24 protein-coding genes are annotated in these 26,995 nt (G+C 50.6%); 13 read left to right on the top strand and 11 right to left on the bottom strand.

Translation table 11 applies throughout. The features are described 5' to 3' along the window. Positions 1-56: 56 nt before the first annotated feature. The 4 genes from ACXPUX_RS02700 to ACXPUX_RS02685 form a co-directional block, all read right to left on the bottom strand. Positions 57-1,382, bottom strand: coding sequence for a DNA primase family protein (locus ACXPUX_RS02700; protein ID WP_458829836.1), 1,326 nt, complete (start codon positions 1,380-1,382; stop codon positions 57-59). Further along, positions 1,345-1,761: a CHC2 zinc finger domain-containing protein gene (locus tag ACXPUX_RS02695; RefSeq protein WP_015537178.1), complete on the bottom strand. Its 417-nt coding sequence runs from the start codon at positions 1,759-1,761 to the stop codon at positions 1,345-1,347. Before ACXPUX_RS02695 ends, ACXPUX_RS02700 begins: the two co-directional genes overlap by 38 nt. 228 nt (positions 1,762-1,989) lie before the next feature. Continuing rightward, positions 1,990-3,621 (bottom strand): relaxase/mobilization nuclease domain-containing protein, encoded by a 1,632-nt coding sequence (locus ACXPUX_RS02690; protein WP_458829835.1) that lies wholly within the window; start codon positions 3,619-3,621, stop codon positions 1,990-1,992. Further along, the gene (locus tag ACXPUX_RS02685) at positions 3,584-4,030 is read right to left on the bottom strand and encodes a plasmid mobilization protein (protein WP_458829833.1); all 447 of its coding nucleotides are present in this window, start codon (positions 4,028-4,030) and stop codon (positions 3,584-3,586) included. Before ACXPUX_RS02685 ends, ACXPUX_RS02690 begins: the two co-directional genes overlap by 38 nt. Before the next feature lie 1,034 nt (positions 4,031-5,064). Between ACXPUX_RS02685 and ACXPUX_RS02680 the strand changes: the two genes are divergently transcribed. From ACXPUX_RS02680 to ACXPUX_RS02660, 5 genes are all read left to right on the top strand, one after another. Continuing rightward, a complete protein-coding gene (locus ACXPUX_RS02680) occupies positions 5,065-5,931 on the top strand; it encodes a LysR family transcriptional regulator (RefSeq protein ID WP_458829831.1) in 867 nt (288 codons plus the stop codon). Positions 5,932-6,118: 187 nt separating this feature from the next. Beyond that, complete coding sequence (locus ACXPUX_RS02675; RefSeq protein WP_458829829.1) at positions 6,119-7,324, top strand: MFS transporter; 1,206 nt, start codon at positions 6,119-6,121, stop codon at positions 7,322-7,324. Between the two features lie 22 nt (positions 7,325-7,346). Further along, the gene (locus tag ACXPUX_RS02670; RefSeq protein ID WP_458829827.1) at positions 7,347-8,249 is read left to right on the top strand and encodes an alpha/beta fold hydrolase; all 903 of its coding nucleotides are present in this window, start codon (positions 7,347-7,349) and stop codon (positions 8,247-8,249) included. A gap of 18 nt (positions 8,250-8,267) precedes the next feature. Then, positions 8,268-9,602, top strand: a complete 1,335-nt coding sequence (locus ACXPUX_RS02665) for an acetyl-CoA hydrolase/transferase family protein (protein WP_458829825.1) — start codon at positions 8,268-8,270, stop codon at positions 9,600-9,602. A gap of 116 nt (positions 9,603-9,718) precedes the next feature. After that, positions 9,719-10,120, top strand: coding sequence for a PaaI family thioesterase (locus ACXPUX_RS02660; RefSeq protein ID WP_458829823.1), 402 nt, complete (start codon positions 9,719-9,721; stop codon positions 10,118-10,120). A 10-nt stretch (positions 10,121-10,130) separates the two neighbouring features. Here ACXPUX_RS02660 and ACXPUX_RS02655 read toward each other — a convergent pair whose 3' ends face one another. From ACXPUX_RS02655 to ACXPUX_RS02630, 6 genes are all read right to left on the bottom strand, one after another. Beyond that, positions 10,131-10,379 carry a DUF6061 family protein gene (locus ACXPUX_RS02655; protein ID WP_458829821.1) on the bottom strand — a complete coding sequence of 83 codons (249 nt, stop codon included), beginning with the start codon at positions 10,377-10,379 and terminating at the stop codon, positions 10,131-10,133. Positions 10,380-10,926: 547 nt separating this feature from the next. Further along, the gene (locus ACXPUX_RS02650) at positions 10,927-12,315 is read right to left on the bottom strand and encodes a site-specific integrase (protein ID WP_417949575.1); all 1,389 of its coding nucleotides are present in this window, start codon (positions 12,313-12,315) and stop codon (positions 10,927-10,929) included. 15 nt (positions 12,316-12,330) lie between these two features. Continuing rightward, complete coding sequence (locus ACXPUX_RS02645; protein ID WP_458831143.1) at positions 12,331-12,624, bottom strand: helix-turn-helix domain-containing protein; 294 nt, start codon at positions 12,622-12,624, stop codon at positions 12,331-12,333. 24 nt (positions 12,625-12,648) lie between these two features. Beyond that, a complete protein-coding gene (gene mobV, locus ACXPUX_RS02640) occupies positions 12,649-13,623 on the bottom strand; it encodes a MobV family relaxase (RefSeq protein WP_458829819.1) in 975 nt (324 codons plus the stop codon). A gap of 189 nt (positions 13,624-13,812) precedes the next feature. Then, the gene (locus tag ACXPUX_RS02635) at positions 13,813-15,129 is read right to left on the bottom strand and encodes a DNA primase family protein (RefSeq protein WP_458829817.1); all 1,317 of its coding nucleotides are present in this window, start codon (positions 15,127-15,129) and stop codon (positions 13,813-13,815) included. 73 nt (positions 15,130-15,202) lie between these two features. Beyond that, complete coding sequence (locus tag ACXPUX_RS02630) at positions 15,203-15,805, bottom strand: CHC2 zinc finger domain-containing protein (RefSeq protein ID WP_458829815.1); 603 nt, start codon at positions 15,803-15,805, stop codon at positions 15,203-15,205. 416 nt (positions 15,806-16,221) lie between these two features. On the opposite strand from ACXPUX_RS02630, the gene ACXPUX_RS02625 reads away from it, so the two are divergent. Then, positions 16,222-17,037 carry a helix-turn-helix domain-containing protein gene (locus ACXPUX_RS02625; RefSeq protein WP_458829813.1) on the top strand — a complete coding sequence of 272 codons (816 nt, stop codon included), beginning with the start codon at positions 16,222-16,224 and terminating at the stop codon, positions 17,035-17,037. A gap of 343 nt (positions 17,038-17,380) precedes the next feature. Here the strand turns inward: ACXPUX_RS02625 and ACXPUX_RS02620 are convergent, their stop codons facing one another. Beyond that, positions 17,381-17,614: a DNA cytosine methyltransferase gene (locus tag ACXPUX_RS02620; protein WP_458831141.1), complete on the bottom strand. Its 234-nt coding sequence runs from the start codon at positions 17,612-17,614 to the stop codon at positions 17,381-17,383. A 43-nt stretch (positions 17,615-17,657) separates the two neighbouring features. Here ACXPUX_RS02620 and ACXPUX_RS02615 point away from each other — a divergent pair, with 43 nt between their 5' ends. From ACXPUX_RS02615 to tnpB, 7 genes are all read left to right on the top strand, one after another. Beyond that, on the top strand, positions 17,658-18,731 hold the full coding sequence (locus ACXPUX_RS02615) for a metallophosphoesterase family protein (RefSeq protein WP_458829811.1): 1,074 nt from the start codon (positions 17,658-17,660) through the stop codon (positions 18,729-18,731). Beyond that, the gene (locus ACXPUX_RS02610; protein ID WP_458829809.1) at positions 18,728-21,985 is read left to right on the top strand and encodes an ATP-binding protein; all 3,258 of its coding nucleotides are present in this window, start codon (positions 18,728-18,730) and stop codon (positions 21,983-21,985) included. The genes ACXPUX_RS02615 and ACXPUX_RS02610 overlap by 4 nt, the downstream gene beginning before the upstream one ends. A 316-nt stretch (positions 21,986-22,301) precedes the next feature. Further along, on the top strand, positions 22,302-23,474 hold the full coding sequence (locus ACXPUX_RS02605; protein WP_458829807.1) for a DUF3800 domain-containing protein: 1,173 nt from the start codon (positions 22,302-22,304) through the stop codon (positions 23,472-23,474). Positions 23,475-23,500: 26 nt separating this feature from the next. After that, positions 23,501-25,156 carry an RNA-binding domain-containing protein gene (locus ACXPUX_RS02600; RefSeq protein WP_458829806.1) on the top strand — a complete coding sequence of 552 codons (1,656 nt, stop codon included), beginning with the start codon at positions 23,501-23,503 and terminating at the stop codon, positions 25,154-25,156. Between the two features lie 372 nt (positions 25,157-25,528). After that, the gene (locus ACXPUX_RS02595; RefSeq protein WP_458829804.1) at positions 25,529-26,098 is read left to right on the top strand and encodes an HNH endonuclease signature motif containing protein; all 570 of its coding nucleotides are present in this window, start codon (positions 25,529-25,531) and stop codon (positions 26,096-26,098) included. 191 nt (positions 26,099-26,289) lie between these two features. Then, positions 26,290-26,631: an IS66 family insertion sequence element accessory protein TnpA gene (gene tnpA / locus ACXPUX_RS02590; RefSeq protein WP_441915329.1), complete on the top strand. Its 342-nt coding sequence runs from the start codon at positions 26,290-26,292 to the stop codon at positions 26,629-26,631. After that, positions 26,631-26,987, top strand: coding sequence for an IS66 family insertion sequence element accessory protein TnpB (gene tnpB / locus ACXPUX_RS02585; protein ID WP_441915331.1), 357 nt, complete (start codon positions 26,631-26,633; stop codon positions 26,985-26,987). Before tnpA ends, tnpB begins: the two co-directional genes overlap by 1 nt. The last annotated feature ends 8 nt before the right edge of the window (positions 26,988-26,995 follow it).

Here is a 26,995-nt window from a genome sequence, read left to right as displayed (position 1 = left end):
CCCCTCCATCTTGCTGCGCAAGACCGTTCTGTCGCTTAAAAGCCCCACTGGGGCTTTCATTGCTGCGCTGCGCTCGCAAACGCGAACTTTCCCTCGATGTGTTTGGAAAAGGTCAGGCCATACTTCCCGGCGTTTTTCAGCAGGAACTGGCTGAACTTCTTCTGTGTGGCGGGCGATTCCAGATTATCCTCGCACCACTTGGTGTAGGCGCGATAGAGGTATGTGGAACGCTCTTCACTGTCAGGACGGAAGCGGACGTAAGCCTGTGCCTGCATGAACTGGCTCAGGTTGTCGCCGTCTTCCATGGCTGCTTCGAGGTTCCGGCGGGAGCGTTCGCTGATGGTGAACTGATAGCGGTTCGCCAGCAGACGGTGTAGACCTTCCAGCATCCACAGCAGGATGCCGGGACGCTCCTCGGACAGCTCTTCGATAAGGAACGGGTTATCCACCCGGGCAGGGTCACGGTCTTTCACCGTGATGAGGATCTGTCTACGCCAGAAGCCGTCGCTGTCATCGTGAGCGGCCACAAGGTTGCCATTGCCGAAGCAGATGAAACGAACGTACAGCAGGCCTTGGACAGCCTGCTTGTTTTTCCGCTCGATGCACAAACGGTCTTCAGCGGTGACGATGGACTTGATGTTCCGTGTTTCGGGCAAAGCCACCATGTTCAGGTCGTCATCGACCATGACCAGCTTGTACTCCAGATTTGCACTGGCAAAGCGGTTCGTTTCGATGCGGAGGATGGATTCGGAGTGAGAGGCTTCCCCGAACAGCTTCTTCAGCAGCAAGCCGATGCGGGACTTCCCCTCGCCGCCCTTGCCGGTCATGACTAGCATCTTCTGCGCCTTGGTAGACGGGATCAGGAGATAGCCGAGATATTCCTGCAAGGTCAGAATGTCCTCCGGGATCAGTAGACCGTCCAGAAATTCCAGCCACTTGGTCGGTGCGGGGGCATCGGGCTGGTATTCCACGGGGAGCCGGTTCAGGCAGAGTTCCTTTTCCGGCACAAATCCCCGCTCGTCCAGAAAGTAGGTTCCGTTCTGGAGATGGATGCGGTCAAGCTGGGGTTTCCATTCGGGGATATAGGTTTCGATACGGAGTGCGTCCAGAACCTGCTTTTCCTTCTTGGCAAGGTTGTCGAGCACAAAGTCGCGGAGGTCGCTGTGGACTTCGTAGAGCAGTGCGTCCTCGTCCACCTCGCCGTTCTGGTCGAACAGCTTGTGTTTCAGGCACATCATGGGGTGTTTCTCTAAAAGGTACTGGCAGTAAGCGGTTTCACGCACTTTGCCCTTGCTGTCTACCCAAGGGCATTCGCATTCTTCCTCTTCTTCCAGTTCGTCCTCATCACGCCAATCTTCGTTCCTCTTTTTCCAGTCGCTCATGCAATCCCTCCCAATACTTCCGTAGCTCGTTTTCGGTCTGCGGGTCCGGGAGCACCGAACAGTCCAGATAATATTCAACGATGTCAAGGTTCTTTATCGCTTCAAGGAAGCAGGGGTGAAGTTCTTCTGTGGGTGACTGCGGTGCGTATCGGACCCGCCAACGCTGCAGACAGCGGTAATAGTCCAACAGCTGCTGCCGGACGGTGGGCGGTCTGCGGGGAGCAAGACGCACCTTGCCGTCAGCAAGTGCCATGCCGAAGTCCTCCTTCAACTTTTCCACGGCCTTGTAGGGAGAAAGTTGAAAAAGTCTGCCGACAAAATCGATCACATCGCCATCCGCCTGACAGGCGAAACAGTGGAAACGGCTGTCCACCTTCATGCTGGGGTGTTTATCCCCGTGGAAGGGGCAGCACATCATACCATTCCGGTTTACGGCGAAGCCGTACAGCTCCGCCGCCTGCCGGGTCGAGACGGCGTTCTTTACGTCCGAAAAGACAGAGGTGCTACCCTCCGTCCCAATGGGTGGGGTACAGGCGAAAGGACGAAGCCCGGTGAGGGGCGTGGGTGAGGTTGGGTTTATTCACACATCGATCCGTCAGAGTGTTGTTCATTTGACCTCCTGCTGCGGTACGGCGTGGCTGCGCTCTTCCTTGCGGAAGAAGGCTTCCACGTTCTGTTGTGCGGTGCGGAGTTCACGCAGTTCGATCTGCGCTTTCTTGTAGCGGGTGTAGAACCCGTTTTTCTCCGAGGAAAGGGTCTGATATTCGGTATCCAGCTTTTTGAGGTCCGGTAGTGTCCTGAGCCCGTTGGCCTTGAAATAGGCGCAAGCGGCCTCGTACACAGCAAACTCTGCACGGTGCTGCTCCTTGAACTTGGCGGGGTTCCGCACAGTCTGGAGCTTCTGTGCAAGAGGCTTGTACTGCCGATAGACCACAAGATGCCCGCGCAGCTCCTTGAGGGAGACCATGCGGGCATCCAAGTCTTTGACCACCGCCAGTGCATCGTCGTGCTGGGTTTTCAGTTCGACAATGCGCTGGTTCAGGGCATCTTCGCTGAGCAGCTTCTTCTCCTGCAGGAGACACAAGGTCTGCGACCAGCGTTTGAGGTTGAACTTTTTCGCCCAACGCTCATAGCCGATGCCCTTGCCCGCAGCAACTTTCGCCTGAATGTCAACCAGTTTCCTGATCTTATCCGGCTTCTTCTCGCTGTTGGGCTGGATGGTGACGGCAAGCTGGATGTTCTGGGAGAGGGCGGTCAGCACCTGCTCTTTTTCCAGCTTCTTGCTCAGTTTTTTGGCGGTGATGAACTTTGTCCGACCGGGCGGGCAGTAGCTCAACCGGCCTCGGCTCTCTTTCACGGCGATGCCGTGTTCCTGCATGAGCAATGCAGAAAATTCCTCGAAGGTGGTGGTCTTGTTCAGCACAGCGTAGATCTGCTTTCGCAGCTTGTCCAGCTCGGTCTGGTAGACGGTCTGGGTGGGCTGCTGCCCTTCGGCGGCAAGTTTGGCGTTGGCATGGTCGAGGCGGCGTTGTCCGCGCCGCTGCGCCCAATACTCGCGCTCCGAAACATGGTCGCCTTGGGCTTCCAGCAGATTGATCTGGTTCAGGTCGGCTTGCTCGCACATCTCCATGACTGCGACACGGAGGTGCCGGAGCATGGCAGAGGTGCAGCGGTGCTTCTTGCCCGCTTCCCAGTCGCACGGCTTGTCCATGAAGGGCTGCCGTTCCACGGTGCGGACGCGCAAGCTGCCGATGACGATGTGGACGTGGATGTTCCCGGCACTGTTGTGACCGTCCGGGTGGGTGCAGACGATGGCGGGATGACCGGGGAAGTTGTCCTTGCAGAACTGCAAGCCGAGGGCTTGCGCTCGCTCCATGGTCAGGCCGTTCTCCACTGCGTCCTTCGGGTCGAAGCTGATGATATACTTCGTATGGCCAGCGGTGCGTGCTGCGCACAAATATATTAGCATCCGCTTTGGCGGATGTCGCCATATATGGTGGGTCTTCACGTCCTCTCGCCTGCCATTCTTGCCGTACTTGCGATTGGCGATCAGGCAGGCCATAGCGAACGAGGATTCGCCGCACTCAAGGGTGTCGAGCAGGTACGAATCCCGCAGCTTAGGTCTGCCCTTCTCGTCCAGAATGGGCAGGCCGGTGTACTCGTTGTGCTGAAAAGAGAGATAGCTCTCAGCGGCGGCATAGTTAGAGTTTTTCGAGGTCAAATGCTTGATGGTTGCCATACAGTTCACCAACCGTTTCTTCGGCTTTCAGCCGAAAGTTCGTGAGTGCGGACAGTTCCTCCAGAATCTGCGCCCGGAGCTGCTCGGTGTCTTTGCCGCCGGAGTTGAAGTGCCGTGCAAGCTGGTTGAGGTTGCTGCCCACCTTGCTGCACTGGGCAGACAAGGTGGCAAGCGCCGCCAGTGCATCCTCGCCGCCCTGCGCCACCACAACGGTGTGCTTGACGTTCACGCCGTACAGGACGCGGCGGACGAGTTCGGATTGGGTGAGGTGGAGTTCTTTGCAGGCGTATGCGATCCGCAGTTTTTCTTCTGCGGTCACCCTGACCTTGATGATGTGTGTCTTTCGTTTTCGCGGCGTGTCATTGCGGTTCTCTCGTGCGTGTACGTTCGGACTTTTCATTTCAGTCATATTCGACCTCCTGTGAAAATGATAAATGCCCGCTCCGGGATGGAGAGGGCTATGTAATGCGACACGCCGCATTCGCACCAACGGTGCGAAGCTAGAGCAGGGTTTGGGGAAGGCACTCCCCAACAAGGATGACTGAGTGGACAGCAATTTTTCAAGCATTGAAAATTTGTGGCCACAGGTCGATACTTGCTTTCGCCCTTTCCGTGCAACACTGAAAATTTCAGAAGTCGAACCGCAATGCACGTTGAAAATTTTGCAGAGCAAAACGTGTGAAAAGGCAAAGCCCCTGCTCATGGTCACCGTTCACACCGAACGCAGTTCCTACCCCTGTTTTGCAGCGGCGTTGTCCGGCTCGCCCACAGAAAGTGTGAGGTCATGGCGCAGTATCTCGTTCAGACGGCTTATGTAAGATTCAAGGTACAGTATGAAGAAAGCCGGGCGCAGTGCGGACACTACAACCCGCTTCTTTCAAGCACAAGAATAACACTTTGCGGTTGTGCAGTCAACAACCAAAAACAAATTTTGGAAGATCGAACAACTACATAAGATTTTATTTGTGAAAAAGAAAAATACCGCCCACGCAGCGCAGCGATGATTTTGTCGGGTGAAACGGCGGCAAAATAGATCGGGTATGTTGCGGGGCGGTAAAAATCTTCATGGGGAATAAATCCTCGCCGTTCTGTACTTTTCTACAAAATTGGTGGGATTTGCGATAAAGGGTATCATGGATTGCGGAGCGCGTCAAGATGGTTTTGCAAATTTTATTGCAGTAAAGCGGGAATAGTACGACTTAGTAAGACGACTGTGAATAAAGATAATTGATGGTCGACTTGTTTTTTGCGTTAAGTTAACCTGCTTTCCCGACAATAAACGCTGTCAAAATAACGAAAAAGTAGATAATGAAATGGTTGGTCATTTTAAGCAAAAATTCCGATGTTCTCTGCTTCATCTTGTTTTAGTATGTCGACTGCGTTAAAATGGCATTGTAAAGATAAGGAGTTCGTCCATTATGCAAGGACAGAGAGAAGGCCAATATGATATCCAATCATCTTCGATATTTCATTGAGGTTGCAGATCAGAAGAGCTTTACAAAAGCGGCAGAAAAACTGTACATCAGCCAGTCTACCATCAGCAAGGCGGTGGCATCTTTGGAAACGGAGTTACAGACGAGTCTGTTTGAACATGGAAAACGGAACTTTGCTCTGACTCCTTCCGGAAAACTTTTGTATGCCTTTGCAACCGATGTTTTGAACTATTATGACAGTCAGGAGAAGGCCCTTCTTTCCAAAATCGAAAAGACAGACAACAAACTGAGCCTTGGATTACCTCCTACGGCAGGCAGTATCTATTTCTTTGCACTCGTCCACGACTTTCAAAAGCAAAATCCTGACGTTCGGCTCAAAATTAACGATGCGACTTCTCGTTATATTCCGGATTTACTACTGAATGGGGAGATTGATCTTGGTGTTGTAATCGAACCGTTTGAAGATGACCGCTTTGAGAAAAAAGTGGCATACCAGACGGAAGCGGTTCTTGTTGTTCCAAGTAGCCATCCTTTGGCAGAGCATGAGAAAGTTGAGTTTTCCACCCTGAGAAGAGAGCATTTCCTGCAAGTGACCAGAGATTTTCAATATCGGAAGGTTTTTGAGCAGTACTGCCAGACTGCAGGCTTTGACCCGGATGTCTGTTTTGAAAGCAACCAGTGGGATATGCTGTTGGAGATGGTGGCAGACGACCAAGGGGTGACGATTCTTCCCCTGCCCCTTGTTGAAAAATATAAACCGCGGAATGTGGTGTCTCTTCATCTCATGGAACCGGAATTTCCGTGGGCGTTGACCGTGATCCGCCCTAAAAAGTACCCCGTTACACGCTCCATGCAAAAGTTCATAGACCTGCTCTGAATCCTGAGAGGCTGTTCGATTCTGATGAATCTGAGCAGCCTCATTTATTATGAACTAAATTCATAATAAATGAAAAAGGTGTATTGGACAGTTTTTGTTCAACAGGCTACAATATAGATAACATAAGCGCTTATTACCGTGAAAATAGAACAAAACACAGGACGTGTTTCATGGAAAGGAGTAGACCATGGAAAACAATCAGAACAAATCTCCTAGTTCGTTTCGTGCCTACATGATCGAAGCAATCTTGTTCTTCACCTACGCATTCTTTGCAGTGAACTGGATCGCCGGAAGTACGCTGACCGCACAAATTGCTGCATTTTTCGGTGTGGACAGCGGTGCTTCATCGTCTTTTGTTTCCAATGCGGTGACGATCGCCAAGATCATCGGAAACTTTATGGCCGCCTATATTCTCAGCAAGCTGTTGCCCAAAAAATCTATCGGCCTCGGTTCTGCCCTTATTTTTGTGGGCAGTCTGATCGCAGTGTTTGCACAGTCTTATCCGATGTTCATCATCGGACGATTCCTGATGGGTTTTGGCGGTGCAGTCTTTGTAATCTATTTCGCCCCGGTCGTCATCTACTACTTTACTCCGGCACAGCGCCCCACCGTCAATGCGCTGAATAGTTGTGCATATAACTTTGGTGCCGTGCTGGCACTGTTGATCGTCGGTCCCATTATCGCAATGTTCCAGACATGGCAGAAAAGCATGGGCTTCTTCGCTGTTATCAGCGGTATCCTGTTCGTCCTCTGGCTCGTCTTCGGCGAAGATTTTGAACTGAACAAGGCAACTGCACAGAGTCAGGAAACGAAGTACTCCATGGCGGATGCGCTGAAGGAAAAGATCACATGGCTTCTGCCGTTAACCTATTCCGGCGTTCTGATCCTTTACCTGACCCTGTTGCAGCTGTTCCCTCGCACTGAGGAGGCAGTTATCAGCGCATCGTCTCTGAGTGCACTCAGTGGTATCGGTGGCATTATCGGCACACTGCTTGCAATTGCGCTCTCCAAAAAGTACACGAAGAGAAAACCTGTCATCATTGTTTCCGGTCTGATCATGACAGCCAGCGCATTCCTGATGGTCAAAACCACAACTCCTGCGGTAGCAGTCGCTGCGGCACTGGTGCTTGGCACATTTATGTTCCTGCCGATGACCTCGCTTGTTATGATCCCTCAGGAGCTTCCTAACATGACCCCCAGCCGCCTGACCGCCATAATGGGTGTTTTCTGGGCAATGGCTTATATCATTGAGACGATCGTATTCTTCCTGTTTGGCGTGTTGTTCGATAAGACCGGAAGCTATTCTTCCAGCATTCTGATTGCTGTGATTTTGAGCCTGTCCTTTACCGTCGGAGGCATTTTCCTGCCGGAGACAGGAAAGAGTAGCAAATAAAGATGGGAAAGGAGTGCTATCCATGATGTATGAAGTGAAAAGGCAGCAGCTTCCAAACGGTGAAGTGATGGCATACCGGGAAGAAAATACCGCAGTTGATGCACCTGTGCTGCTCCTGATCCATGGAAATCAAAGCTCTTCTCTGTACTATGAGCATTTAATGCAGCAGTTCAGGAAGGAAGCCCACATTTATGCAATTGATATGATGGGCTTTGGAGATTCCAGCTATAAAAACCCGCATACCTGTATGAAGGACTGGGCAGACGATGTGGCACAGTTCATGGATGCGCAGAAGATCCGGAAAGCAGTCGCGCTCGGCTGGAGCGCAGGCGGCGGCACGGCTCTGGAACTGGCGGCGTGCTATCCCGAAAAGGTACAGCATCTGGTGCTACTGGCATCTGTAGGTGTTCAGGGATTCCGCCTTCCCCGGCGGAATGCAGACCTGACCCCGGTGCCCGGCGAGTATCTTGTAAAGCTTGAGGATGTCGTAAAAGACCCGGTCACCATGATCCCGATTACAGGGGCAATTGAACGCAAAGACACGGCGTTTCTGCATATGGTCTGGGCGAAAACGATCTTCAATCGGTATCCGCCTGCGGAAAGCGACTTTGATGCATATATGAATGCAATCCTGAAAGAACGCTGCTTCGTTGATATCAGTGTGGCACTCTGCCAGTTCAATATTACGAAAGAGCGTGCATTGGTGGAAGGAACTGGAAGAATCTCACAGATTCAGTGTCCAGTGACATGGATTCATGGCAGAGAGGATATGATCGTTCCATATGTAGTTGGAGAAGAGAGCATTCGTTTCTTTGAATCTTCTGCTCAACTGATTCCTATCGAAGATGCTGGTCATGCCAGTTTTATGGATCAGCCCGAAGTATTTCGCACCATCCTCATCAACATTTTGAAGTCTATCGGATGATAGAGAAAGGAAAATCTCATGAAAACCATTCAGGAAATCTATCAGAGCAAAGTCATGTCTGCTGACCGTGCACTGGAACTGATTCAGGACGGTGATTATATCTTCTCTGCACAGGCCGCAGGCGAACCGATTGAGATCATGTCCCATCTGCAGCACCTTAAAGAGACGGGTGTAAAGGGGTGCCATCTGAATACCTGCCTTCCCCTGAAGGATTACCCTGTATTCCATGATCCAGAGATGAAAGGCGTTCTTGATCACAATGCGTGGTTTATGTCTGCGGGACTTCGTAAAGCGTACAAGGAGCACATGGTCAGTCCTGTACCCCAGAGTTCTACCTCCATTCTACGTAAAACGCTCCAGCGGTGCGAATACGAGCACTGGCGTCCGGTCGTGATCTGCACGGTCTCCCCCATGGACGATCATGGCTATATGAGTCTTTCGGTAAGCGCAATCTATGAGATGGATTTAATTCGGTACGGCGCATTGGTCTTGGTGGAGGTAAACCCCAATTTCCCACGCACCTTTGGTGATACGCTGGTTCACGTTTCTCAGGTGGATGCAATCGTGGAAGCAAATCATCCCATTCCGCTGTCCAAAATTGCTCCGTATACGGAAACGGATGCTACCATTGGTCGGTACATCGCTGATTTGATTGAGGATGGTTCCACCATCCAGCTTGGCATCGGCAATATTCCGAATGCAGTGGCAAATGAACTGAAGAAGAAAAAGCACCTCGGCATTCACACGGAGATGTTTACGGAGACCATGGTGGATCTGATCGAGTGCGGCGCAGTGGATAACTCGCAGAAGGGGCTGAACAACGGCTACTCGGTCTGTTCGTTCACTATGGGCAGTCAGCGGCTGTATGACTATATCAACAACAACCCGGCTGTTCTGTTCAAATCCTGCACCTACACTAATGACCCCTACACGATCGGTCTGAACAACAAGTTCGTTTCCATCAATGCAACGCTGGAAGTCGATCTCTACGGTCAGGCTTCTTCCGAGACGGTAAAGGGTCTGCCTTGGTCCGGTACTGGCGGACAGTCCGAGACGGTACAGGGTGCACAGATGTCCAAGGGCGGCAAGTCAATCCTTGCTATGCACTCTACCTACACCACGAAGGATGAAAACGGCAATGAAGTGCTTCATTCCAAGATTGTTTCCTGCCTGCATCCGAATTCTGCGGTCACCACGAGCCGGAATGACACGGATTATGTCGTTACAGAGTATGGCGTTGCATGGCTGCGCGGTCTGAACATTGGCGACCGTGCAAAGGCACTCATTAAGATTGCTCATCCGGCATTCCGGGAGCAGCTTGCAAAAGAAGCAGAAGAACTCTGCATCTGGTAAACTCGTCCGGAAGACCTATTACAGAATTGCAGCCCCTGTACAGCGAAAGTCTTGTACAGGGGCTGCTTGCATGAAAGTGTGTACTGCAATATAATAAATGGCATGGGGTGAGAAAAATGCAGGAACAACAAGAAAATATCTCAAAGATGAGAGAAAATCCGTTTATGTCATTTAACCACATTAAAATCGGAGTTGTTGAGTCAGATCATGCAGAGGTATGGCTTGATATTCAGCCAGAGTCCACCAATATTTATGGTGTTGTTCATGGTGGCGCTCTTTTTACAATGGCGGACTGTTGCGCAGGATTAACAGCCCGTTCAGATGGACGGGAGTATGTTACCCAGAACGCTTCGGTCAGTTTTGTTTCCAACACGCCAAAGGGAAAGATAACTGCTTATGGAAAGGTCATCAGCCGTGGGCATCGTGTCTGTATTGTGGATGTGGAAATCCGCACAGGCGAGAATACATTGATTTTTCATAGTACGTTTTCCATGTATTGTGTCTCAGCGGAGCATTAAAGACCAAAATTTAATCTTCCAGTTTGCCGTGGTCACAGCCGAGTGACAGATAATGCTCTATCTCACCATCCAGCACAAGCTGGGCATACTCCAAAGGCTTGTTGTAGAGAAGCCAGTCCAGTTCTGCCCGCTGTGCCGGAGTGTTGCCGTACTCGTCCTCGATGGCGATACAGTCGATGGCGAGAGTAGTGCCATCCTCGAACCGGGCTTCCACCCGGTTGGTGTCCATGTTGTAGCGACAGGAAAGCAGTTTATTCATGGCGAACCTCATTTCTATATCAAACGGTGTCTGTTCGGATGTCCTAAACCCTGTCATAGAACCGGTGTGTCATGTAAGATTGTTGTTTGGATAAAACTGGAAGATTTTGCACAATAAATACCGTTGAAATCCAGCTTTTGGGGCTGCGCGAAACAGCCTGTTTTGCCGGGCTGATTTTAGCTCTGCACACTTTTGCACATTTTCTGCACATCGCAAGGATGGATAACAGGTGCAAAGACGTGCAAGCAATGCAAAGGATGCAACAGAATAACAACGGAAAAATAACGGTGATTCAATTAAAATTACGTTTTATCGTCAAATGATGAAATGGACAAAATGTGCCATTCGGTTCCTACGAATCAGTAGGCCGGGGGTTCGAGTCCCTTCCATCGCACCAGAAAATGCCGTGAAATCGAAAGATTTCATGGCTTTTTTGTTTTGTAAGCTATGGCTGCACGGTTTCTGCACGGTTTTTGCACGGTCGGTGTTATCCATGTCCGATTATGTAGGGCTCTGTATTGCATTGCAATCAGTGCCCTTTTTTGCATCAGGTGAGCAGTGCCAGGCGGAGTTTTGCCTTCATTTCCGGGTCGGCATCCTTGAGCAATTCCAAAAGAGCCGTCATGGAGATGGTGGGTTCGCCTGCGGCGGGTACAGCCTGCGGGCTGGAGGTGTCGGGCTTGGCATAGAAGCCGCTTTCAAACTTCTTGCCCAGTTCCACACGGGAGGACTGCTGGATATGGGCGTAGGTGTTCACCAGCATATCCGCACTGGCGTGTCCTGTGGTCCCCTGCACCGCCTTGATGTCACCGCCGGAGATCATCAACTGGTAGGTGGCACTGGAATGCCGCAGACCGTGAAAGACGATGCGGGGGAACTCCGGGTGTGCATCCTGCCATTTCAGGAACTTTTTGCGGATGAGCACCGGCTCCACCGCCAGACCGTTGGGGAGCCGCAGCAGCATCCCGCTGTTGCGGTATCGCTCCGGGTCGAGGGCTTCTTCCCGCTTCAGCCGTTCCAGCCACTGCTTCAGTTCCTCCCGCAAGGCAGCGGTCATAAAGATGGTGCGGCAGGAGGCTTCGGTCTTGGTGTCTTTCAGGATGAGGGAGGTCTTGCTGCCCTCCAGCTTGTCCGGGAAGATGCGGAGAATGCAGCCCTTGTCCACCTGCGCCAGGGTGTCCTTCTGCACCCGCTGCATGGAACGGTTGACAGTGAAGGTGCCCATGCCGTTGGCGGCATCAAAGTCGATGTCCTCCGGGGTCAGACCTGCCACCTCCCCTTCCCGCAGCGCACCCACCAGCGTCAGGTGCACCGCCAGATGGAGGATGGGGTCCTCCATGCTGTCCAGCGCTGCCCGCATCTCGTCCACCTCCCAGATGCTGCGCTCTTGGGTGGTCTTTTTGGGGGCTTCCACCGGGACAGGGCTTTTGATGAGGATGCCCCACTCCACCGCCAGCAGAAAGGAATTGTGCAGAAGCTGGTGGACCTCATGGAGGGTGGTGCCGGAGAGGGTGCGCTTCTGCTGCTTGGGCGAGAGATCTCGCCGCTTGCCGCCCACATACTGTCCGCAGGGGGTCTTGCTCAGGGTGTCGTACAGGGCTTCGATGTGGTAGGGCCGCAGCTTCTGCATCTGCATCTCCCCGATATAGGGGATGATGAGGTTCTGGATGAGCGCCAGATTGGACTGGTAGGTCTTGGGTGCCCACTTGTGCTTGCTGCACTGCTTGGGCAGCCAGTCCATCAGGAACTCTGCCACCGTCACCGTGGACGGAATCAGGAAATTGCCTGTTGCCAGCTCGTGCTCGATCTGCTTCTGGCGTTTGACCGCCTCCTCTTTGGTGGGAAAGCTCTCCCATTTGTCGCAGCTCTTGCCGTGCTCGTCCTGATAGGTGTAGCGGACACTGTAAGAGCTGCCGCGTTTCGTGATATATGCCATAGATTTGCCTCCTTATCAAGCTGCCCGGTAGAGCCACGCATCGAAGCTGTCCTTCGGGATGCGGATGCTTCCGCCTGCCCGCAGGACACGGAACTCGGTGGTACTGTTGCACAGGTTGTAGGCGGCACGCTGGCTGATGGCCAGCATCTGTGCGACCTCCTTCACCGTATACACCAGCTTTGTGGTCTCAGGGCTGTTGGTCGGAGACTTGACGGCATTGATTCGAGTGACCACCTCCATTGTAGCCGGATCAGAGTCCGACTGCAAGAGCTTTTTCGTATAATCCAAAGATTTCACATTCTCGTACATTTTATTACACATAGGCATTGCTCCTTACTTATCGTGGCGCATCGCAGGTTCCTGCGTGCGGTCTTCATAAAATCGAATGACCTCCGGCGGGATGCTGTCCAGCGTTTTCAGGGCGGCTTCATAGTCCTGCCGCAGCTTGGCATCCTCCAGACGCTTCAAGACGCTCCCTTCCTTCGCTTTGTCCAGCGAGGCAGAGAGCGTCTTGTTCTTCTCTTTCAGCTTTTCGTTTTCGGCGGCAGTCTTGGTGAAGGCTACGTTGTACTTTCGCAGCTGGTCCCTCATCCGTGCTACGTTGGGGATATAGCTGTCCAGCACTTTGCTGATCTCCGCCGCACGGCTCTTGCCGTTGAAGGGGTTGATGCCCACCAACAGGGCATCCAACTGCTCCTTCTGCTTGGTCAGTTGGGTCATCTCCTTGAAGATGCGGGGCGGGATGTGCTCCCGCCCGGTCTGGCTGGCGCTTTCGCCCCGTTCCAACTCCGGGTACTGCTTGACCATGTGCTGCCAGAACTCGTCCTGCCACTTCACAAGGTTCTTGCGGTTGCCAATGATCTCCTTGGCGCTCAGCCGTCCGTCAGCGGTCAGTGGCACAAAACAGAGGTGCAGGTGGGGTGTTTTCTCGTCCATGTGGACAACAGCAGAGAGAAAGGTATCCGGGCGCTGTCTGCCCTCCAAAAATTTCAGGGCGTACGCAAAGTACGCCCTGATCTCCCGGTTGCTTTTATCCTTGAAGAACTCCGGGCTGGCGGTGACAAGCGCCTCCACCACCCGCACGCTGTCCTTGCGGACACGGCAGTGGGCGGCAGCTATCATGCGGTCAGCTTCTTCCCGGTACCTGCCCTGCGGCTGCACCAAATGGAGGTTGTAGCGGCTCCGGCTCGTGTCGATGTCCGGGTTGCTGGCGTACTGTTCCTTGGTGCGCTCGTTGTGGGCTTCGATGGGGCTGATGGCAGGCCCCTTGTACTTTTTGAACCTTAAAATGCCGTATTGGGCTTTCATAGATCACGCTCCTTTTTTTGTGTACAAAAAATCTGTACGGAGTTCAAATAACCTGTACGGTTCGTACGGTGTACGGAAACCCGAAACATAAACGATAGCACGTTTTAATTTACTTCAATTTGCCGTACAGGTGCGTACAAGTACAGACCGTACAGGTTGTACGAACTTCTTCCGTAAAAAATGCACTTTTTACGGACAGGGGTGGACAAGCGGTTCGATGCCTACAAAACCCCGCACCCTGCGGCCACCGGGCAGATAGATGTTGTTGGTGGCTTCAAGGTTATAGCGGCGGTCATTCTGGCGCAGTTCTGCGCTGAAACGGATGGCAGACACGCTGTGACAGGCATTGTCCTCGCACCACTGCTTGTAAATGTCGTAGAACTCCTTGGAGCTGATGGAGTAGTCCGCCTTGAAACGGAAGTAGCCCTCGGACTCCATGAAGTCGATGACATTGTTGCTGCTGCGTTTGATGGTGTCCACGTTGGCAGCGGCTCGTTCGCTGACCGTGAAGCGGAAATCGTTCTGCACCAGCCGGTGCAGCCCTTCCAGACACCAGAGCAGGATGCCTTCCAACTCGGCGCACATCTTCTCCACAAGGAAAGGGTCATCCGTGCGGTCAGCAGGCTTGTCCTTGGTGGTCAGGATGAGCTGACGGCGGAAGAAGCCGTCCGAATGGTCGTACAGCGAGGTCAGCGCACCGTTGCCGAAGCAGAGAAACCGGGCGTAGATGTCCCGCTGGTAGCTCTGGACACCCTTGCGCTCCAAGTCCAGCTTGGCTTCGGCGGTCACGATGGTCTTGATATAGTTGGTCTTGGGCAGGGCGTTCATGTCCATGTCGTCGTCGATCATCAGCAGGCGGCGTTCCAGATCGGCACGGGCAAAGCGGTTGTTCTCCACTTTCTGGACGCTGCCGTTGCTGGCGGCATCTCCCATGAGCCGCTTGAGCACCAGCCCGATGCGGGACTTGCCCTCGCCGCCCTTGCCAACGATGAGCATCATCTTCTGGCCTTTGGTGCTGGGGATCAGGCAGTAGCCCAGATATTCCTGCAAGGTGGGGATGTCGGCATCGTCCAGCAGTTCGTGCAGAAAGGTCAGCCAGCGATCCGGGCTGGCTGCTTTGGGGTCGTACCTCACAGGTAAACGGTTCTGGCAGAACAGGCGGCTCTCCTGAAAAGAGCCGTCCGGCAGATGGTACACGCCGTTCTGGAGGTGGATGCAGTCCTGCTCGATAGGGAACGGGTCGGAAAAGGCCAGCAGCTTGATGGTCTCCAGAATGTTGATGACCTTTTTTGACAGGCCGGAGGTGACATATTCCTCGATGTTCTCCAAAATGCGCTGCTTGATCTCGCTTTCGTCCTCCACCGGGCCGTCCAGCGTGTACAGCGTTCCGTTGACGCATTTCAGCGGCCACTGTTCCAGAAAGGCACGGCCAAACTGGACTTCGTCAATTTTCTTGCCGTTGTACCAGTCCGGCCATAAGGGATTGCGGGAAATGTTTTTCTTCATAGGGGGGTTCTCCTTTAGAAAAGTGAAGTGGTGGGTCTCACGGTAAGACCCACCACTTCGGGTGAATAAATTATTAGGCGCACTTTGCCAGAGCAAGGCGGTCGGTGCGCTCCTCCAGCATCAGCAGGTACGACCCGGACAGCAGTCGTGCAGCGGCATCGGCCTTCTGCTGGGGCGTCCCAAATGCAACGCAGTCCGTCAGGTGCTCGATGGTCTCGGTCGTGTGGAGGGCTTCTTCAAACCGTGGGTCATGCGGTTCTTCCGGGCAGGTAGGCTTGTAACGCTCTCGCCAGTCGTGCAGCAGGTCGAGATAATCGGTCAGCACCCGCAGACAGTAGGCGATGTCTGCCCACTGCTCGTCCGTCAGGCCACGCTTGGGCGGCGGCAGAGCGATGGCATTGGCGGGTGGCTTGTCCGGGTCGAGCCCGAAGTCGTGTATCAGCTTCTCGGCGGCTTGCCGGGGGTTCAGGTCGAACAGCTTGGCGGTGAGGTCGATGGCATCTCCGTTGGCTCCACAGCCAAAGCAATAATAATAGGTGTCGTTCAGCTTCATGCTGGGGTCGCTGTCGGAGTGGAAGGGACAGCACACCATGCCATGGCGGTCGGGCTCCATGCCGTACATCTCTCCCACCTGCCGAACGGTGATGGCGGACTTGATCTTTTGATATAAACTCAAAATTTCTCCTTTGCTCAAAAGTTTTGGCACGGATCAATTTGATCCCTGCCACGTTCAAAGCCGGTCTCCCTTGCTGCCTCCCGACAGGAAATCTTTTTGGACTCTGTGTCGGCCCCATGCAGGGCGCTCGCTCCCCCGATGGGAGGTCTTGGCGGTCTGGGCAGTTCGGACGGTCATTCTGTTCTCAAGGTCCTGTTATGAAAGATATTTCAGAGGGCTTTCGCGGGAAGCCCTTAATATGTTCGCTGCTGGGGAGTTAATATGTTTTCTTTCTGTCTATAGGATAGCACTGCAATGGCCGCTGTGCCGTATATCCATAATGTCGGAAAACAGGTGCAGAAACTGCAAAATTCCACGCTTATGGACAGGAACCGCCGGGAGTGGTATACTGTGCAAAAAACATCGGAGGTGCGACCATGAACATCAAGCTGACACTGGGAGAACGGCTCAAAGACCTGCGTGTGGAGCGGAATCTGAAGTTGGAAACGCTGGCAGAGCAGACGGGTCTGTCCAAATCGGCGCTGTCGAAATACGAGAGCGACGATGTGACCGACCTCAGCATTTATGCGGTGACAACGCTGGCTGAGTTTTATGGTGTGACCACGGATTACCTGCTGGGTGTGACGGAAAACAAAAAACGCCCAGATGCAGTCCTTTCGGACTTGCATCTGAGCGATGGCGCAGTGGACGTATTAAGGAATGGAAAATTCAATCATCGGCTGCTGTGCGAGCTTCTGGAACATTCCGATTTTGCCCGGTGGATGACCGACCTTGAGATCTGTGTGGATGGTCTGGTCAGTGACCGCATCCGGGACATGAATGCCATGGTAGAAGCTACCCGGCAGGAGCTGGAAAAGCGATACCATGCCGATACAGAGGACCTGACCATGCGGACGCTGAAGGCAGCACAGATCAACGAGGACGAGTATTTCGGGCGGATCCTCTATGATGAGCTGGCGGCGATCCTGAAGCAGATCAAAGCGGCACATGGAAACGATAAGACCACATCGGACGGTGCAGCGATCGAGCAAGCAAAAAAGCAGCTTGAAAATGCGCAGAAATTTGAAGGTTCTCCGTTGGAAAAGAAGATGAATGTCCTGATGGGACAGATCGGCATCGACTATTCCAAGCTGACAAAAGAAGAGCAGATGACCCTGCTGCGGGTGTTCAACAAATCCTTCATGCTGAAGCACCGCACAAAGGCAGGGATGCGGGGAAAGCACAGACGTTGATCATTTGCCTTGCGGCTTATAGGAGAAACGCTGCTGCGGCAGGAAGGAGAACGTACACCATTGGTTCCTCTGAAAGCCTGCGCTGGGTGGCAAAGACCGTCAACTGCCATGCCCATCCGCGCATCCTTCTGCCACAGAACAGGTGCTTGCCGGAACCTCTCGCAGCCCCTTTTCCGCGTCAGCCGGAACCAAGGTGTAACACACTAGACTTTGCAAGCAAAGTCGTGTGCCAAAGGGGTGCTGCCTCTCGCCTGTCGGCTCGGTCAGGTGCTTCAAAATGTGCTACATTTTGAGGTCGCCACTGGCGACCCGCACCCCTTTGGAAACCCAAGAGAAACGCCCATCAACTGCGCCGCTCGTCCTCGGCCAGTGCGCTGATCCGCTTGCCCATGGCCTTGACCAGCGGAACGACGAGCGCATTTCCCATCGTGAAATCGCGCGTCCGTTCCGGCAGCCCGGCTGTCCAATCATCCGGGAAGCCGTTGAGCCGTTCGCACTCGATGGGCGTTAAGGTGTGCGGAAATATTGACCGTCTACATTGAAGTTTGTCACAAGTTTGGTATAATGGTTGTAACAACTGAAAAATTTGTGGATTTTGCTTGGAAGTGGGTTGATGCAATATGAAAATTTTACACTGCGCAGACTTACATATGGATTCGCCGATGGAGACACATATGACGTCGGAACAGGCACGGATCCGAAATGCTGAAATCCTGAAGTCTTTCAGGAGAATGACAGAGTATGCTGAACAGCAGAAGATTCGGCTGGTGTTGATTGCGGGTGACCTTTTTGACAGGGAGCGCATTACCAAGCGCACGGTAGAAGGCGTTTTGGATGCTGTTCGCAGTACGCCGCAGATCGATTATCTTTATGTCAGCGGAAACCATGATGATAAGACCCATGCCTTTGTGGATCAGGACGTTCCGCAGAATTTCAAGTCCTTTACGGATCAATGGTCGACATTTGTTTATGGTGATGTAGCGGTATCCGGAATTGAAATTACCAAGGCGAGTGCAGCAAGACTTTATGAACAGCTGCCTGCACAGAAGAGTAAAGTGAATATTGTCATGCTTCATGGACAAATTTCGACGGCCTGTGAAGTGGATCAGGTGAATCTGAATTTGCTCAAAGGAAAAAACATCCAGTATCTTGCGCTGGGCCATATCCATACATACATCTGTGAGCAGCTAGATCGGGATGGAATCTATTGCTACCCGGGTTGTCTGGAAGGACGCGGATTCGATGAGTGCGGAGAGAAGGGCTTTGTCGTTCTGGATACGGCTGCACGGAAACTGGAACCGGAATTCGTTCCTTTTTCGACGCGGCAACTGCACCGTGTGAAGGTCGATATCACGGGGGCATCGACAAACAGTGCGGTATATCAGGAGATGAAGAAAGCCACACAGCAGATCTCGGAAAGAGATATGGTAGAATTTATCCTTACCGGTGCGGCAGACCCTTCCGCGCGCATTGCGAAGAAATATCTGTACAATCTTGCGAAGGACGATTTCTTCTTTATCAAAATAAAGGACGAAACGAAGCTTGTGCTGGACCCGAAAGATTATGAAAAGGATGTGTCGCTGAAAGGCGAGTTTGTCCGGTTGGTCATGGCAAGCGATGCAAGCGAAGAGGACAAGGTCAAGATCATTCGCACAGGGCTTGAAGCACTGACCGGGGAGGAAGTGACGGTATGAAACTTTTGGAATGCCATGTTGATAATTTTGGCAAGCTATCGAATTATGATTATCGTTTTTCAGAGGGTCTGACGGTAATACAAGAACCGAATGGCTTTGGAAAAAGTACGCTGGCTGCGTTTATCAAGGCGATGTTGTATGGATTTCCCAGAACCGCTGGACGAAGCGTTGCAGGTAATGAACGGAAGAAATATCTTCCGTGGCAGGGCGGAACCTATGGCGGAAGCTTGGACTTTGAATTTGATGGAACCGCTTACCGGGTGTGGCGGACGTTTGGAAAAACCGCAGCGAAAGACACCTTTAAGCTTTGGGATCTGACTAACCGCAGGGAGAGTAAGCATTTCAGCGAAAAGTTAGGTGAAGAACTGTTTCAATTGGATGCAGAATCTTTCATGAGGAGCGTCTATATGTCACAGTCGCAGAATACGGATACAACGGCAACTACGTCCATTCAGGCAAAACTGGGCAATCTGGTCGATAACACAGATGATCTGAATAACTACGATTCGGCGATGGAACGTTTGCGGACAGCGCGGTCGAATTATCGGAAATTCCGTGGGAATGGCGGCCTCATTGACGGAATTCAAGAACAAATTGAGCAGACGGAACGTGACTTGGCACAGGCTGAGACCCAAAAAGATCCGCTGGAACGAAAAACAGAAATAGTTGAAAAACTGTGCCAAGAAAAAGAACAGCGGGATGATATCCTTTCTGCGATCCGTGAAAAGATCACAAAGGCTTCTGCACAGCAGGCGACCCAGACGCTGCGCGATCAATTCACGGAATTGGAGAAAGATCTGCACGATGCGGAAAGCGCTGCGCAGGCACTGGACCAATCTTATCCGAAGGGGTATCCGACAAAAACGGAAATCGCGGAGCAAAGTAAAAATATATTGACGATTGGAAATTCGCAGAAAGATCTGATTCAGTTGAAATTGCGGCCGGAAGATGTTCAATACGAAACCCAAAACCGGGAACTTTTTGTAGACGAAACCGAAACGGATGCGGCAATCCGGGAATGCCAGAAAGATTGCGAGGAATTTGTAAAGGCAACCGAACGGGCAAATGTGCAGGTGCGAAAAGAAGAACTGGAACGGAGGGAAAAGCTGTCGCGGCTTTTTCAAGCGGGTGAACCATCCGATCAGGAGCTTCGGGAATGCAAAGACAAGGTGCGCGATTTGTCCCAGAAGCAGGGAGAATTAACCGCTCACCAGTTGACCGCGGCAGAAGCAAACAGCCTGTCGGAACTCTTGCAGTTCTTTGACGGAAAGAGCGTCAATGAACAGGAACTGGATCAGTGCAAGAAAGCAGAGGAGAAGATTCGGGACTGTCAGAGTAAGCTTCAGAACAGCGGTCTGTCAGAAAAGGATCAGGGCGAATGGAAACGGCTGAGCCGTATCTTCTCCATTGCTGTGCCGGAAGAAGAGAAAATTCGTCAGAAGCAGTATGACTGCCGACGGATCGATGCACTGAACAACAAAAAAGAGACAAAAACAGTGGTGCTTCAACCTGTCCAGGAACCGAAAGCTGAAAAGAAAACAAATGCAACGGGACTGATGGCGGGGAGCGTTTTGCTGATTGCAATTGGCGTTGTATGTTTTGTTTTGTCCAAAATTGCTGTGGGCGCGATTCTGGCAGTTGCTGGCTTTGCAGGAATTTTGCTGGTTCTTTGGGGACGCACAAAACAGATGCCGAATCATGGTGCGACACAAGTTGCTGTGGAAAGCAGCGCCATCAGCGAAGCGGAGATTCAGGAACTGTATACACTGCAAAAAGACGTGGCAGAGTTTATTCTGAAATTTTATGGAGATGCGTCTGAACCCAATGCAAAACTGGTAAATCTTCTGCTGGATCGAAAAGCGTATCTTCAGCTGCAGGAGCAGAAGCATCAGCAGGAAAAAGAAGCGGATGCTCTTTGTGCGGAGATCGAAGAACAGCAGAAGCTTTTGCAGGGCATTTTCCAGCGGTTTTATTCAAATCAGCCGTATCAGGACGGTTTTGCTGCGGAGTTGCAGGAACGTTGGAAGGAATATAATCGACTGCTGGAACGCCAGAAGAGCATTCTGAGCGAAAGAGAAAAGCGGAAAGCGGAAATCAACCGCATTGAAAATGAGCTGCGGGAGGAGTTCGGAAAATATTACCCGACTGACGAAGCGGAAGACTTTTCCGAACAGCTGACCAGATTGGAAAATGACCGGAACGAACTGCACAAACTGAATTCTGAATGGGACGATGCGAAGAAAACACGGGAAGAGGCTGAAATCAAAACACGTGAATTAGAAGGAAAAATCCAAGAAGTTCTGAAAAAATATAAGGTATATTCTGAAGAAATTCCTTATGGCGAAGCGCTTGAAACACTTAGAACAAAATTCACGGCATATCAAAACGCAGCAAAAAACGTGAAGGGTTACTACGCAGAAAAAGAGAAACTCGACGAACGAATTGCATCCGCAGAGGAAAGATTGAAGCAGTTCGCACAGACATACGGGTTTGCTCTGCCGCTGAAGGAAGAAGTGCTGGATCGGATTTCGGACGATGTCAATACCCATGCCTCACAACAGAAACGATATGAGGAAGCTCAGGCCAAACGGACTAAATTTCAAACGGAGCATCCAGAATTCAAAAACGGTCTGTCTGAAGAGCAGAAAAAGCAGGAGAAACTCCCGGCAGTTGATGCGTTGATTGAAGCTGAAAAAGTGGAAAAGGAAAAATTGGAGAAGTTGGCGGAGAATCTTCAGACAGCACGGGGAGAACGGGCAAAACTCCTGCAGGTCGTTGAGCAGATTCCTGAAATGGAAGATCAAATCGGCCGCCTGACAGAACAGCGCAAGGAAGCGGAATCAAGCTGTGCTGTTTTGGACAAGACCCTGGAATTGATGGAAACAGCCAAAAACAACCTTTCCAATCAGTATGTTGGTGGAGTGGAGCGGAATTTTGCTGCTTATATGCAGGAACTGCTTGGCAGTGACTTCGGCAGTACGCTGGTCGACCATGATTTGACGATCCATGTAGATGAAAAGGGCGAAGCGCGGGAAATCGACTATTTCAGTGCGGGCACCATTGACAGCATTCTGCTTTGTATGCGGCTGGCACTGGTGGATGCCCTCTTCAAGCAGGAAAAGCCGTTTATTCTTCTGGATGACCCCTTTGTGAATCTGGACGATGAACACACGAAGAGCGCATTACAGATGCTACAGGAAATTGCACAAAACCGGCAAGTCATTTATATGGTCTGCAATAGCAGTCGCTGCTGAAAAGTAAAAATAAGGTCTGGACTTAAAAACCTATTTAGAATTTCAAGGAAGTTTGGACGGATGAAGAACTGTACAAGAAGTACGAGCTGACGGAAGATGAGATTGCGTTTATTGAGAGTACGATTAGAGTGATGGAATAAGAAAAAACCAGAAGATTAAAGATGAACGAAATATCGGTTAAAAATATTGATTGAGAGATAAAATTACATTATATCACGATTGGATGTAAAAAATCGACAACCGTTTTCTTATGAAATATGTAGTGGATTTCAAACATCGTATTGTGGTATGATGAAATCGGAAAGGGGTGAGATTCGTGGAGAAAATTTACGCTTTCACGGACGAATCTGGTTCTTTTGGCTGGGAATTGGACAATGAAAACACTTCTACTCATTTTATCATTACAGCTATCATTGTAAGAGAGTCGGATGTTGATGCTGTTAGAACAGCCGTGGCGGATATTCGTGATAGATATTTTCCGAATGGAGAAATAAAATCATCAAGAATTAAAAGAAGCTATCAAGAGCGTCGAAAAAAGATTATAGAAGAAACGTTACCGATTCCATATAAAATCTTCTCTGTTGTTGTGGAGAAAAAACTCCTAGAAGATTCTCGTGGCTTGCGGTTCAAGCAATCATTCTACAAGTTTATGAACAATATTGTTCATAAGGAGCTTCGCGCAGCATTCAAAAACTTGGTAGTGGTTGCAGATGAAATCGGTGGAAGTGACTATATGCAGAGCTTCTGCAAATATGTGGAAGAACGTTCTGAAATTCCAAATTTATACGGAGAGAGTGAATTCTCTTTTGAAAATAGCAAGTCAGAAGTTATTGTTCAATTAGCAGATTTGATTAGCGGAACATTGTCTTTTCTATATGATGAACATAAAAAAGATGCGAGTGTTCCCAACTATCAAGAAATCCTTAAAGATAAGATTATCAGAATAGAACAGTATCCTAAAACATATGTAAATTACAATTTGGAAAGGTGCGCAATTGCATCGGAATACGATAAAGATATTGCGGAAATTTGTTTACATCAAGCAGTCGATTTCATCAATAAATACAAAGATGATACAGATGAACTAAGACAGGCACAATTGATTGTTCTGAAATATCTTTTGTTTAGATTTATGAATAATGACACAAGAGCCTATATCCCTACAAGTGAATTGCTCAATCAGCTTGAATGGACAAAATACGGAAAAATTAGCGTTCAAACATTTAGAAAAGAAATGATAGGCGGAATGCGAGATGCTAGAGTTATTATTTCCGGTTCACACCATAAAAAGGGATATAAAATTCCATCAAAAAAATCTGAGATTGAGGATTTCTTAAATCACGACATCTCAATTATTTTGCCAATGTTAGGACGCTTGAAAAAGTGTCGTGATACAGTGAAACTAGGTACTTGCGGTGCAGTAGACTTGTATCAAGCAGATGCGTATAAAGAACTGAAAGCGTTTATTGAAAAAGATATGGCTGAATGAGTTTTAGAGGAAAGGAGGCCCCCACCATGACTGAACAAGCACTCCGCAAAATGATTGCTGCTGGGGAAAGCACTCGGCAGGAGTTTAAGTCGTGGGTGAAGTGCAAGGACTACCGGCAGCGGAAAGAGCTTGCGGTGAAAAGTGCGGTTGCGCTGGCAAACACAAAGGGCGGCGTTTTGCTGTTTGGCGTGGAAGATGACGGCACCATTACAGGCTGCCCAAAGAGCGACCCGCAGGCACTGATGGAAGCCATCTACGATATGACCCGGCCCAGCCTGTTTACCGAAATCGAGCCGGTGGAAACCTCCGACGGTGTGGTGCTGGTGGTATCGGTGGAGAAATCCAATTCTCATGTTGCCACCACCGGCGGCATCTATTACAGACGGCTGGGGAATGTGACAAAGCCCGACTACCCTGCAAACGATGTGTACTCCCCTGCTGACAACCCGGATTTTTCGGCAAAGATCGTGGCGGGCGCAACCGAAAACGACATTGACCTGCTGGAAGTGTACCGCCTGAAAGAGAAACTGCGGATTCGGGATGCAGGCTCTGCCCTGCCGGATTTGGCAGATACCACTTTTCTGGACAACCTGAACCTGATCCGCATGGACAAGGATGAAGTGCGTGTGACGGTGGCGGGGCTGCTGTTTGTGGGCAAGGCAGCGTCTATTGCACGGCTGCTGCCGCAGGCGGAGGTGATCTACCTCCATTACAGCGACGAAGCGCAGACGGAATACGACAACCGCATGGATATGCAGGAGCCGGTGATCTCGATTCTGGATAAGCTGACCGAGCGCATCCGCACCTATAACCGCCTGACCAATGTGCAGGTGGGGCTGTTCCGGCTGGAAGTGTACGATTTCTCCGAAGCGGTTTTTCAGGAGGCTTTGCTGAATGCGCTGGCGCACCGCTCCTATGAGGATATGGCGCCGATCTACGTCAAGCACTACCCCACAAAGATCGTGATTGAGAACCCCGGCGGCTTTCCGGGGGACATCAACGAAAGTAACATCATCACCCACCAGTCCATTCCCCGGAATAAGCTGATTGCCATGACCCTTCAACACCTGAAATATGTGCAACGTTCCGGGCAGGGCGTAGACATTATGTTCCAGAGTATGCTCACCGAGGGCAAACCCTACCCGGAGTACGCCAGCACGCCCAACTCCGTCCGGCTGACCCTTCGCAGCACGATGGAGAATCAGAGCTTCGTGCGGTTTATCGCAGAGACGCAGGATATGCGGTCCAAGATGTTCACGCTGTCGGAGCTGATGATTCTGCACTATCTGCGGGAGCACCAGAAAATCACCCTGAAACAGGCGGCAAAGACGATTCAGGAAACCGATGACAACGCCCACAAGGTTCTGAACGCTCTCCGGGACGAGGGGCTTCTGGAACTCAACGGCAAGACCTATATGCTGTCCCTCAAGGTCTACGAAACGGTGAAAACCGATGTGGCCTATGTGCAGGATAAGACGGTCAGCCAGATTCAGGCAAAGGATCGGATTCTTGAATATCTGAAGCATAAGCCGTCGATTACGAATCAGAAAGCTCAAGAGCTGTGTGGATACACAAAAGATCAGGCATACCGTATTCTTCGAAAGCTTGTAGAAGAAGGGAAGATTGAAGTAAAAGGAGCAGGGCGCGGAAGGAGATACTGCTTAAAAGAAAATCAGCGATAAAAACGCGCGCCGCGCGATTATTACGCGCAAAGAAACGCGCGATTTTCTTGGGAAAGGACAGAAAATGACTACAATTCGATAAAAACAGAAATCGTTAATCGCGCGCTGAAACGCGCGCCGCGCGATTAGCGATTTTGCCGCGCGTTTTCTAAGGCTCAATCCTCCAGCCTGCCGTGGTCGCAGCCCAGCGATAGGCAGTGCTCTATCGCTCCTTTCAGCACCAGCTGCATGTGTTCCAAGAATTTATTATAGTGAATTGCTCCAGTGCAGTAGAACTATAGATGGAAGGGAAGCTAAAAGATATAGAGGAAGTGTAAACATAATCCTAGAGTTTGGTTGATAAGGGAATGATGAAACCAAGGAGAATATGCTATGAGTAGTAGATATATAGCCGAAGATGTAAGAAAGAGATTATATGCAGAATCACTGGGAAGATGTATGAATCCAGCATGCCAGAAGAAGCTATTTAGCGGAAATGGAGATATTATTGAAAAGGCTCATATTGACCCGTACTGTGAAAGTGCGAATAACGCATTTGAAAATTTAGTCCTATTATGTCCCAATTGCCATACTGATTTTGACAAAAACCATGCTTTTACGGCTGAAGAAGTTTTAAGCTGGAAGAAAATCAGAAGAGAAGAGGTGGAACGTTTATTCAGTAAAAAATTTTCAAATTTTGATGAACTGAAAGACGCAGTCTCGCCATTGCTAGAAGAGAACAAGTCCATATATGAAAATTATTATTTAAATGGAAACAAAACTCTTTGGAATAAATTCGAGGCTAAAATTTTGCAGAATAATAAAAAATTAAAGCTTTTGCTTTCTGCGAATTTGGGATTGCTTCAGCACAACAAAGAAGAAGATTACTCGAATCTAGAATGCGCTCGACAATTTATTGCACATGTGGAAGAGTTTGAGGTGACTCGTACTGATGCAGAGTAAGCGGTCAATCTTCATCCGTATTATAATCAACTCCACTTTATGAGATAATAGACTCTAAGAAGTCTCAGAAATCCAAAAAGTCCAAGGCAAATAGCAAGGAACTATTAAAAGACGCAAAAGTCTCGGAAGTTTCAGATATCGAACGAGACGTATCAGAAGTCTAAAAAGTCTCAAAGGATGGAGCGTGAACTATGGCCGGTGAATATCATAGCCTGAAAAAGCAGCAGTATCTGAATCTGATCAAAGAGTGTGCGCACAGCGGAAAGAACAAGCGCGAGTGGTGTTCCGAAAAAGGAATCAAGTATTCCACATTCATGCGTTGGCAGGCTTTGCTACGGGATGAGGTGGCAGAGCAGGTCATGGAACAGCAGGCGATCGTACCAGTGAAAATTGCTCCACCGGCATCTGGCACTCGTATTCCAGATCGTTCATCCCGGCAGGAGGTCGAGATCCGGAAAGGAGAACTGTCGATCTCTTTGCCGAATTCAGTGTCTGCCGCATACATCCTGGAAATCATAAAAGGTCTTTCCTGATGCTGGGGGATATCCGACAGGCGAAGAATGTGTACATCGTTACAGGCTACACAGATATGCGAAAAGGAATACGAAGCCTGGTGCCCTATGTGATGCAGAATTTCAAAATGGATCCATATGAAAGCGGCCTGTTTCTGTTCTGTGGCAAGAAGTGTGACCGCATAAAGGCACTGCTTTGGGAACCGGATGGATTTGTTCTTCTGTATAAGGTACTGGACAACGGCAGATACCAGTGGCCCCGGAATGAAAAAGAAGTCAAAGAGCTGACATGGGAACAGTTCACTTGGCTCATGCAGGGCCTGAGCATCGAGCAGCCCAAAGCGATCCGTCCAGGCAAGCCAAAATTCTATGTGTAGTTTTCAAC

It is taken from the genome of Faecalibacterium sp. PGM34 (assembly GCF_054456555.1).
This window is presented reverse-complemented; position numbering and strand designations above follow the sequence as displayed.

What these genes read in the sequence shown, in the direction of transcription:
- ACXPUX_RS02600 (WP_458829806.1), top strand. Translation starts at nt 23,501, where the DNA reads ATGACTGAACAAGCACTCCGCAAAATGATTGCTGCTGGGGAAAGCACT.
- ACXPUX_RS02660 (WP_458829823.1), top strand. Translation starts at nt 9,719, where the DNA reads ATGCAGGAACAACAAGAAAATATCTCAAAGATGAGAGAAAATCCGTTT.
- tnpB (WP_441915331.1), top strand. Translation starts at nt 26,631, where the DNA reads ATGCTGGGGGATATCCGACAGGCGAAGAATGTGTACATCGTTACAGGC.
- ACXPUX_RS02615 (WP_458829811.1), top strand. Translation starts at nt 17,658, where the DNA reads ATGAAAATTTTACACTGCGCAGACTTACATATGGATTCGCCGATGGAG.
- ACXPUX_RS02655 (WP_458829821.1), bottom strand. Translation starts at nt 10,379, where the DNA reads ATGAATAAACTGCTTTCCTGTCGCTACAACATGGACACCAACCGGGTG.
- ACXPUX_RS02700 (WP_458829836.1), bottom strand. Translation starts at nt 1,382, where the DNA reads ATGAGCGACTGGAAAAAGAGGAACGAAGATTGGCGTGATGAGGACGAA.
- ACXPUX_RS02695 (WP_015537178.1), bottom strand. Translation starts at nt 1,761, where the DNA reads ATGAAGGTGGACAGCCGTTTCCACTGTTTCGCCTGTCAGGCGGATGGC.
- ACXPUX_RS02650 (WP_417949575.1), bottom strand. Translation starts at nt 12,315, where the DNA reads ATGGCATATATCACGAAACGCGGCAGCTCTTACAGTGTCCGCTACACC.
- ACXPUX_RS02675 (WP_458829829.1), top strand. Translation starts at nt 6,119, where the DNA reads ATGGAAAACAATCAGAACAAATCTCCTAGTTCGTTTCGTGCCTACATG.
- ACXPUX_RS02680 (WP_458829831.1), top strand. Translation starts at nt 5,065, where the DNA reads ATGATATCCAATCATCTTCGATATTTCATTGAGGTTGCAGATCAGAAG.
- ACXPUX_RS02610 (WP_458829809.1), top strand. Translation starts at nt 18,728, where the DNA reads ATGAAACTTTTGGAATGCCATGTTGATAATTTTGGCAAGCTATCGAAT.
- ACXPUX_RS02625 (WP_458829813.1), top strand. Translation starts at nt 16,222, where the DNA reads ATGAACATCAAGCTGACACTGGGAGAACGGCTCAAAGACCTGCGTGTG.
- ACXPUX_RS02685 (WP_458829833.1), bottom strand. Translation starts at nt 4,030, where the DNA reads ATGACTGAAATGAAAAGTCCGAACGTACACGCACGAGAGAACCGCAAT.
- ACXPUX_RS02595 (WP_458829804.1), top strand. Translation starts at nt 25,529, where the DNA reads ATGAGTAGTAGATATATAGCCGAAGATGTAAGAAAGAGATTATATGCA.
- ACXPUX_RS02635 (WP_458829817.1), bottom strand. Translation starts at nt 15,129, where the DNA reads ATGAAGAAAAACATTTCCCGCAATCCCTTATGGCCGGACTGGTACAAC.
- ACXPUX_RS02645 (WP_458831143.1), bottom strand. Translation starts at nt 12,624, where the DNA reads ATGTACGAGAATGTGAAATCTTTGGATTATACGAAAAAGCTCTTGCAG.
- tnpA (WP_441915329.1), top strand. Translation starts at nt 26,290, where the DNA reads ATGGCCGGTGAATATCATAGCCTGAAAAAGCAGCAGTATCTGAATCTG.
- mobV (WP_458829819.1), bottom strand. Translation starts at nt 13,623, where the DNA reads ATGAAAGCCCAATACGGCATTTTAAGGTTCAAAAAGTACAAGGGGCCT.
- ACXPUX_RS02665 (WP_458829825.1), top strand. Translation starts at nt 8,268, where the DNA reads ATGAAAACCATTCAGGAAATCTATCAGAGCAAAGTCATGTCTGCTGAC.
- ACXPUX_RS02670 (WP_458829827.1), top strand. Translation starts at nt 7,347, where the DNA reads ATGATGTATGAAGTGAAAAGGCAGCAGCTTCCAAACGGTGAAGTGATG.
- ACXPUX_RS02690 (WP_458829835.1), bottom strand. Translation starts at nt 3,621, where the DNA reads ATGGCAACCATCAAGCATTTGACCTCGAAAAACTCTAACTATGCCGCC.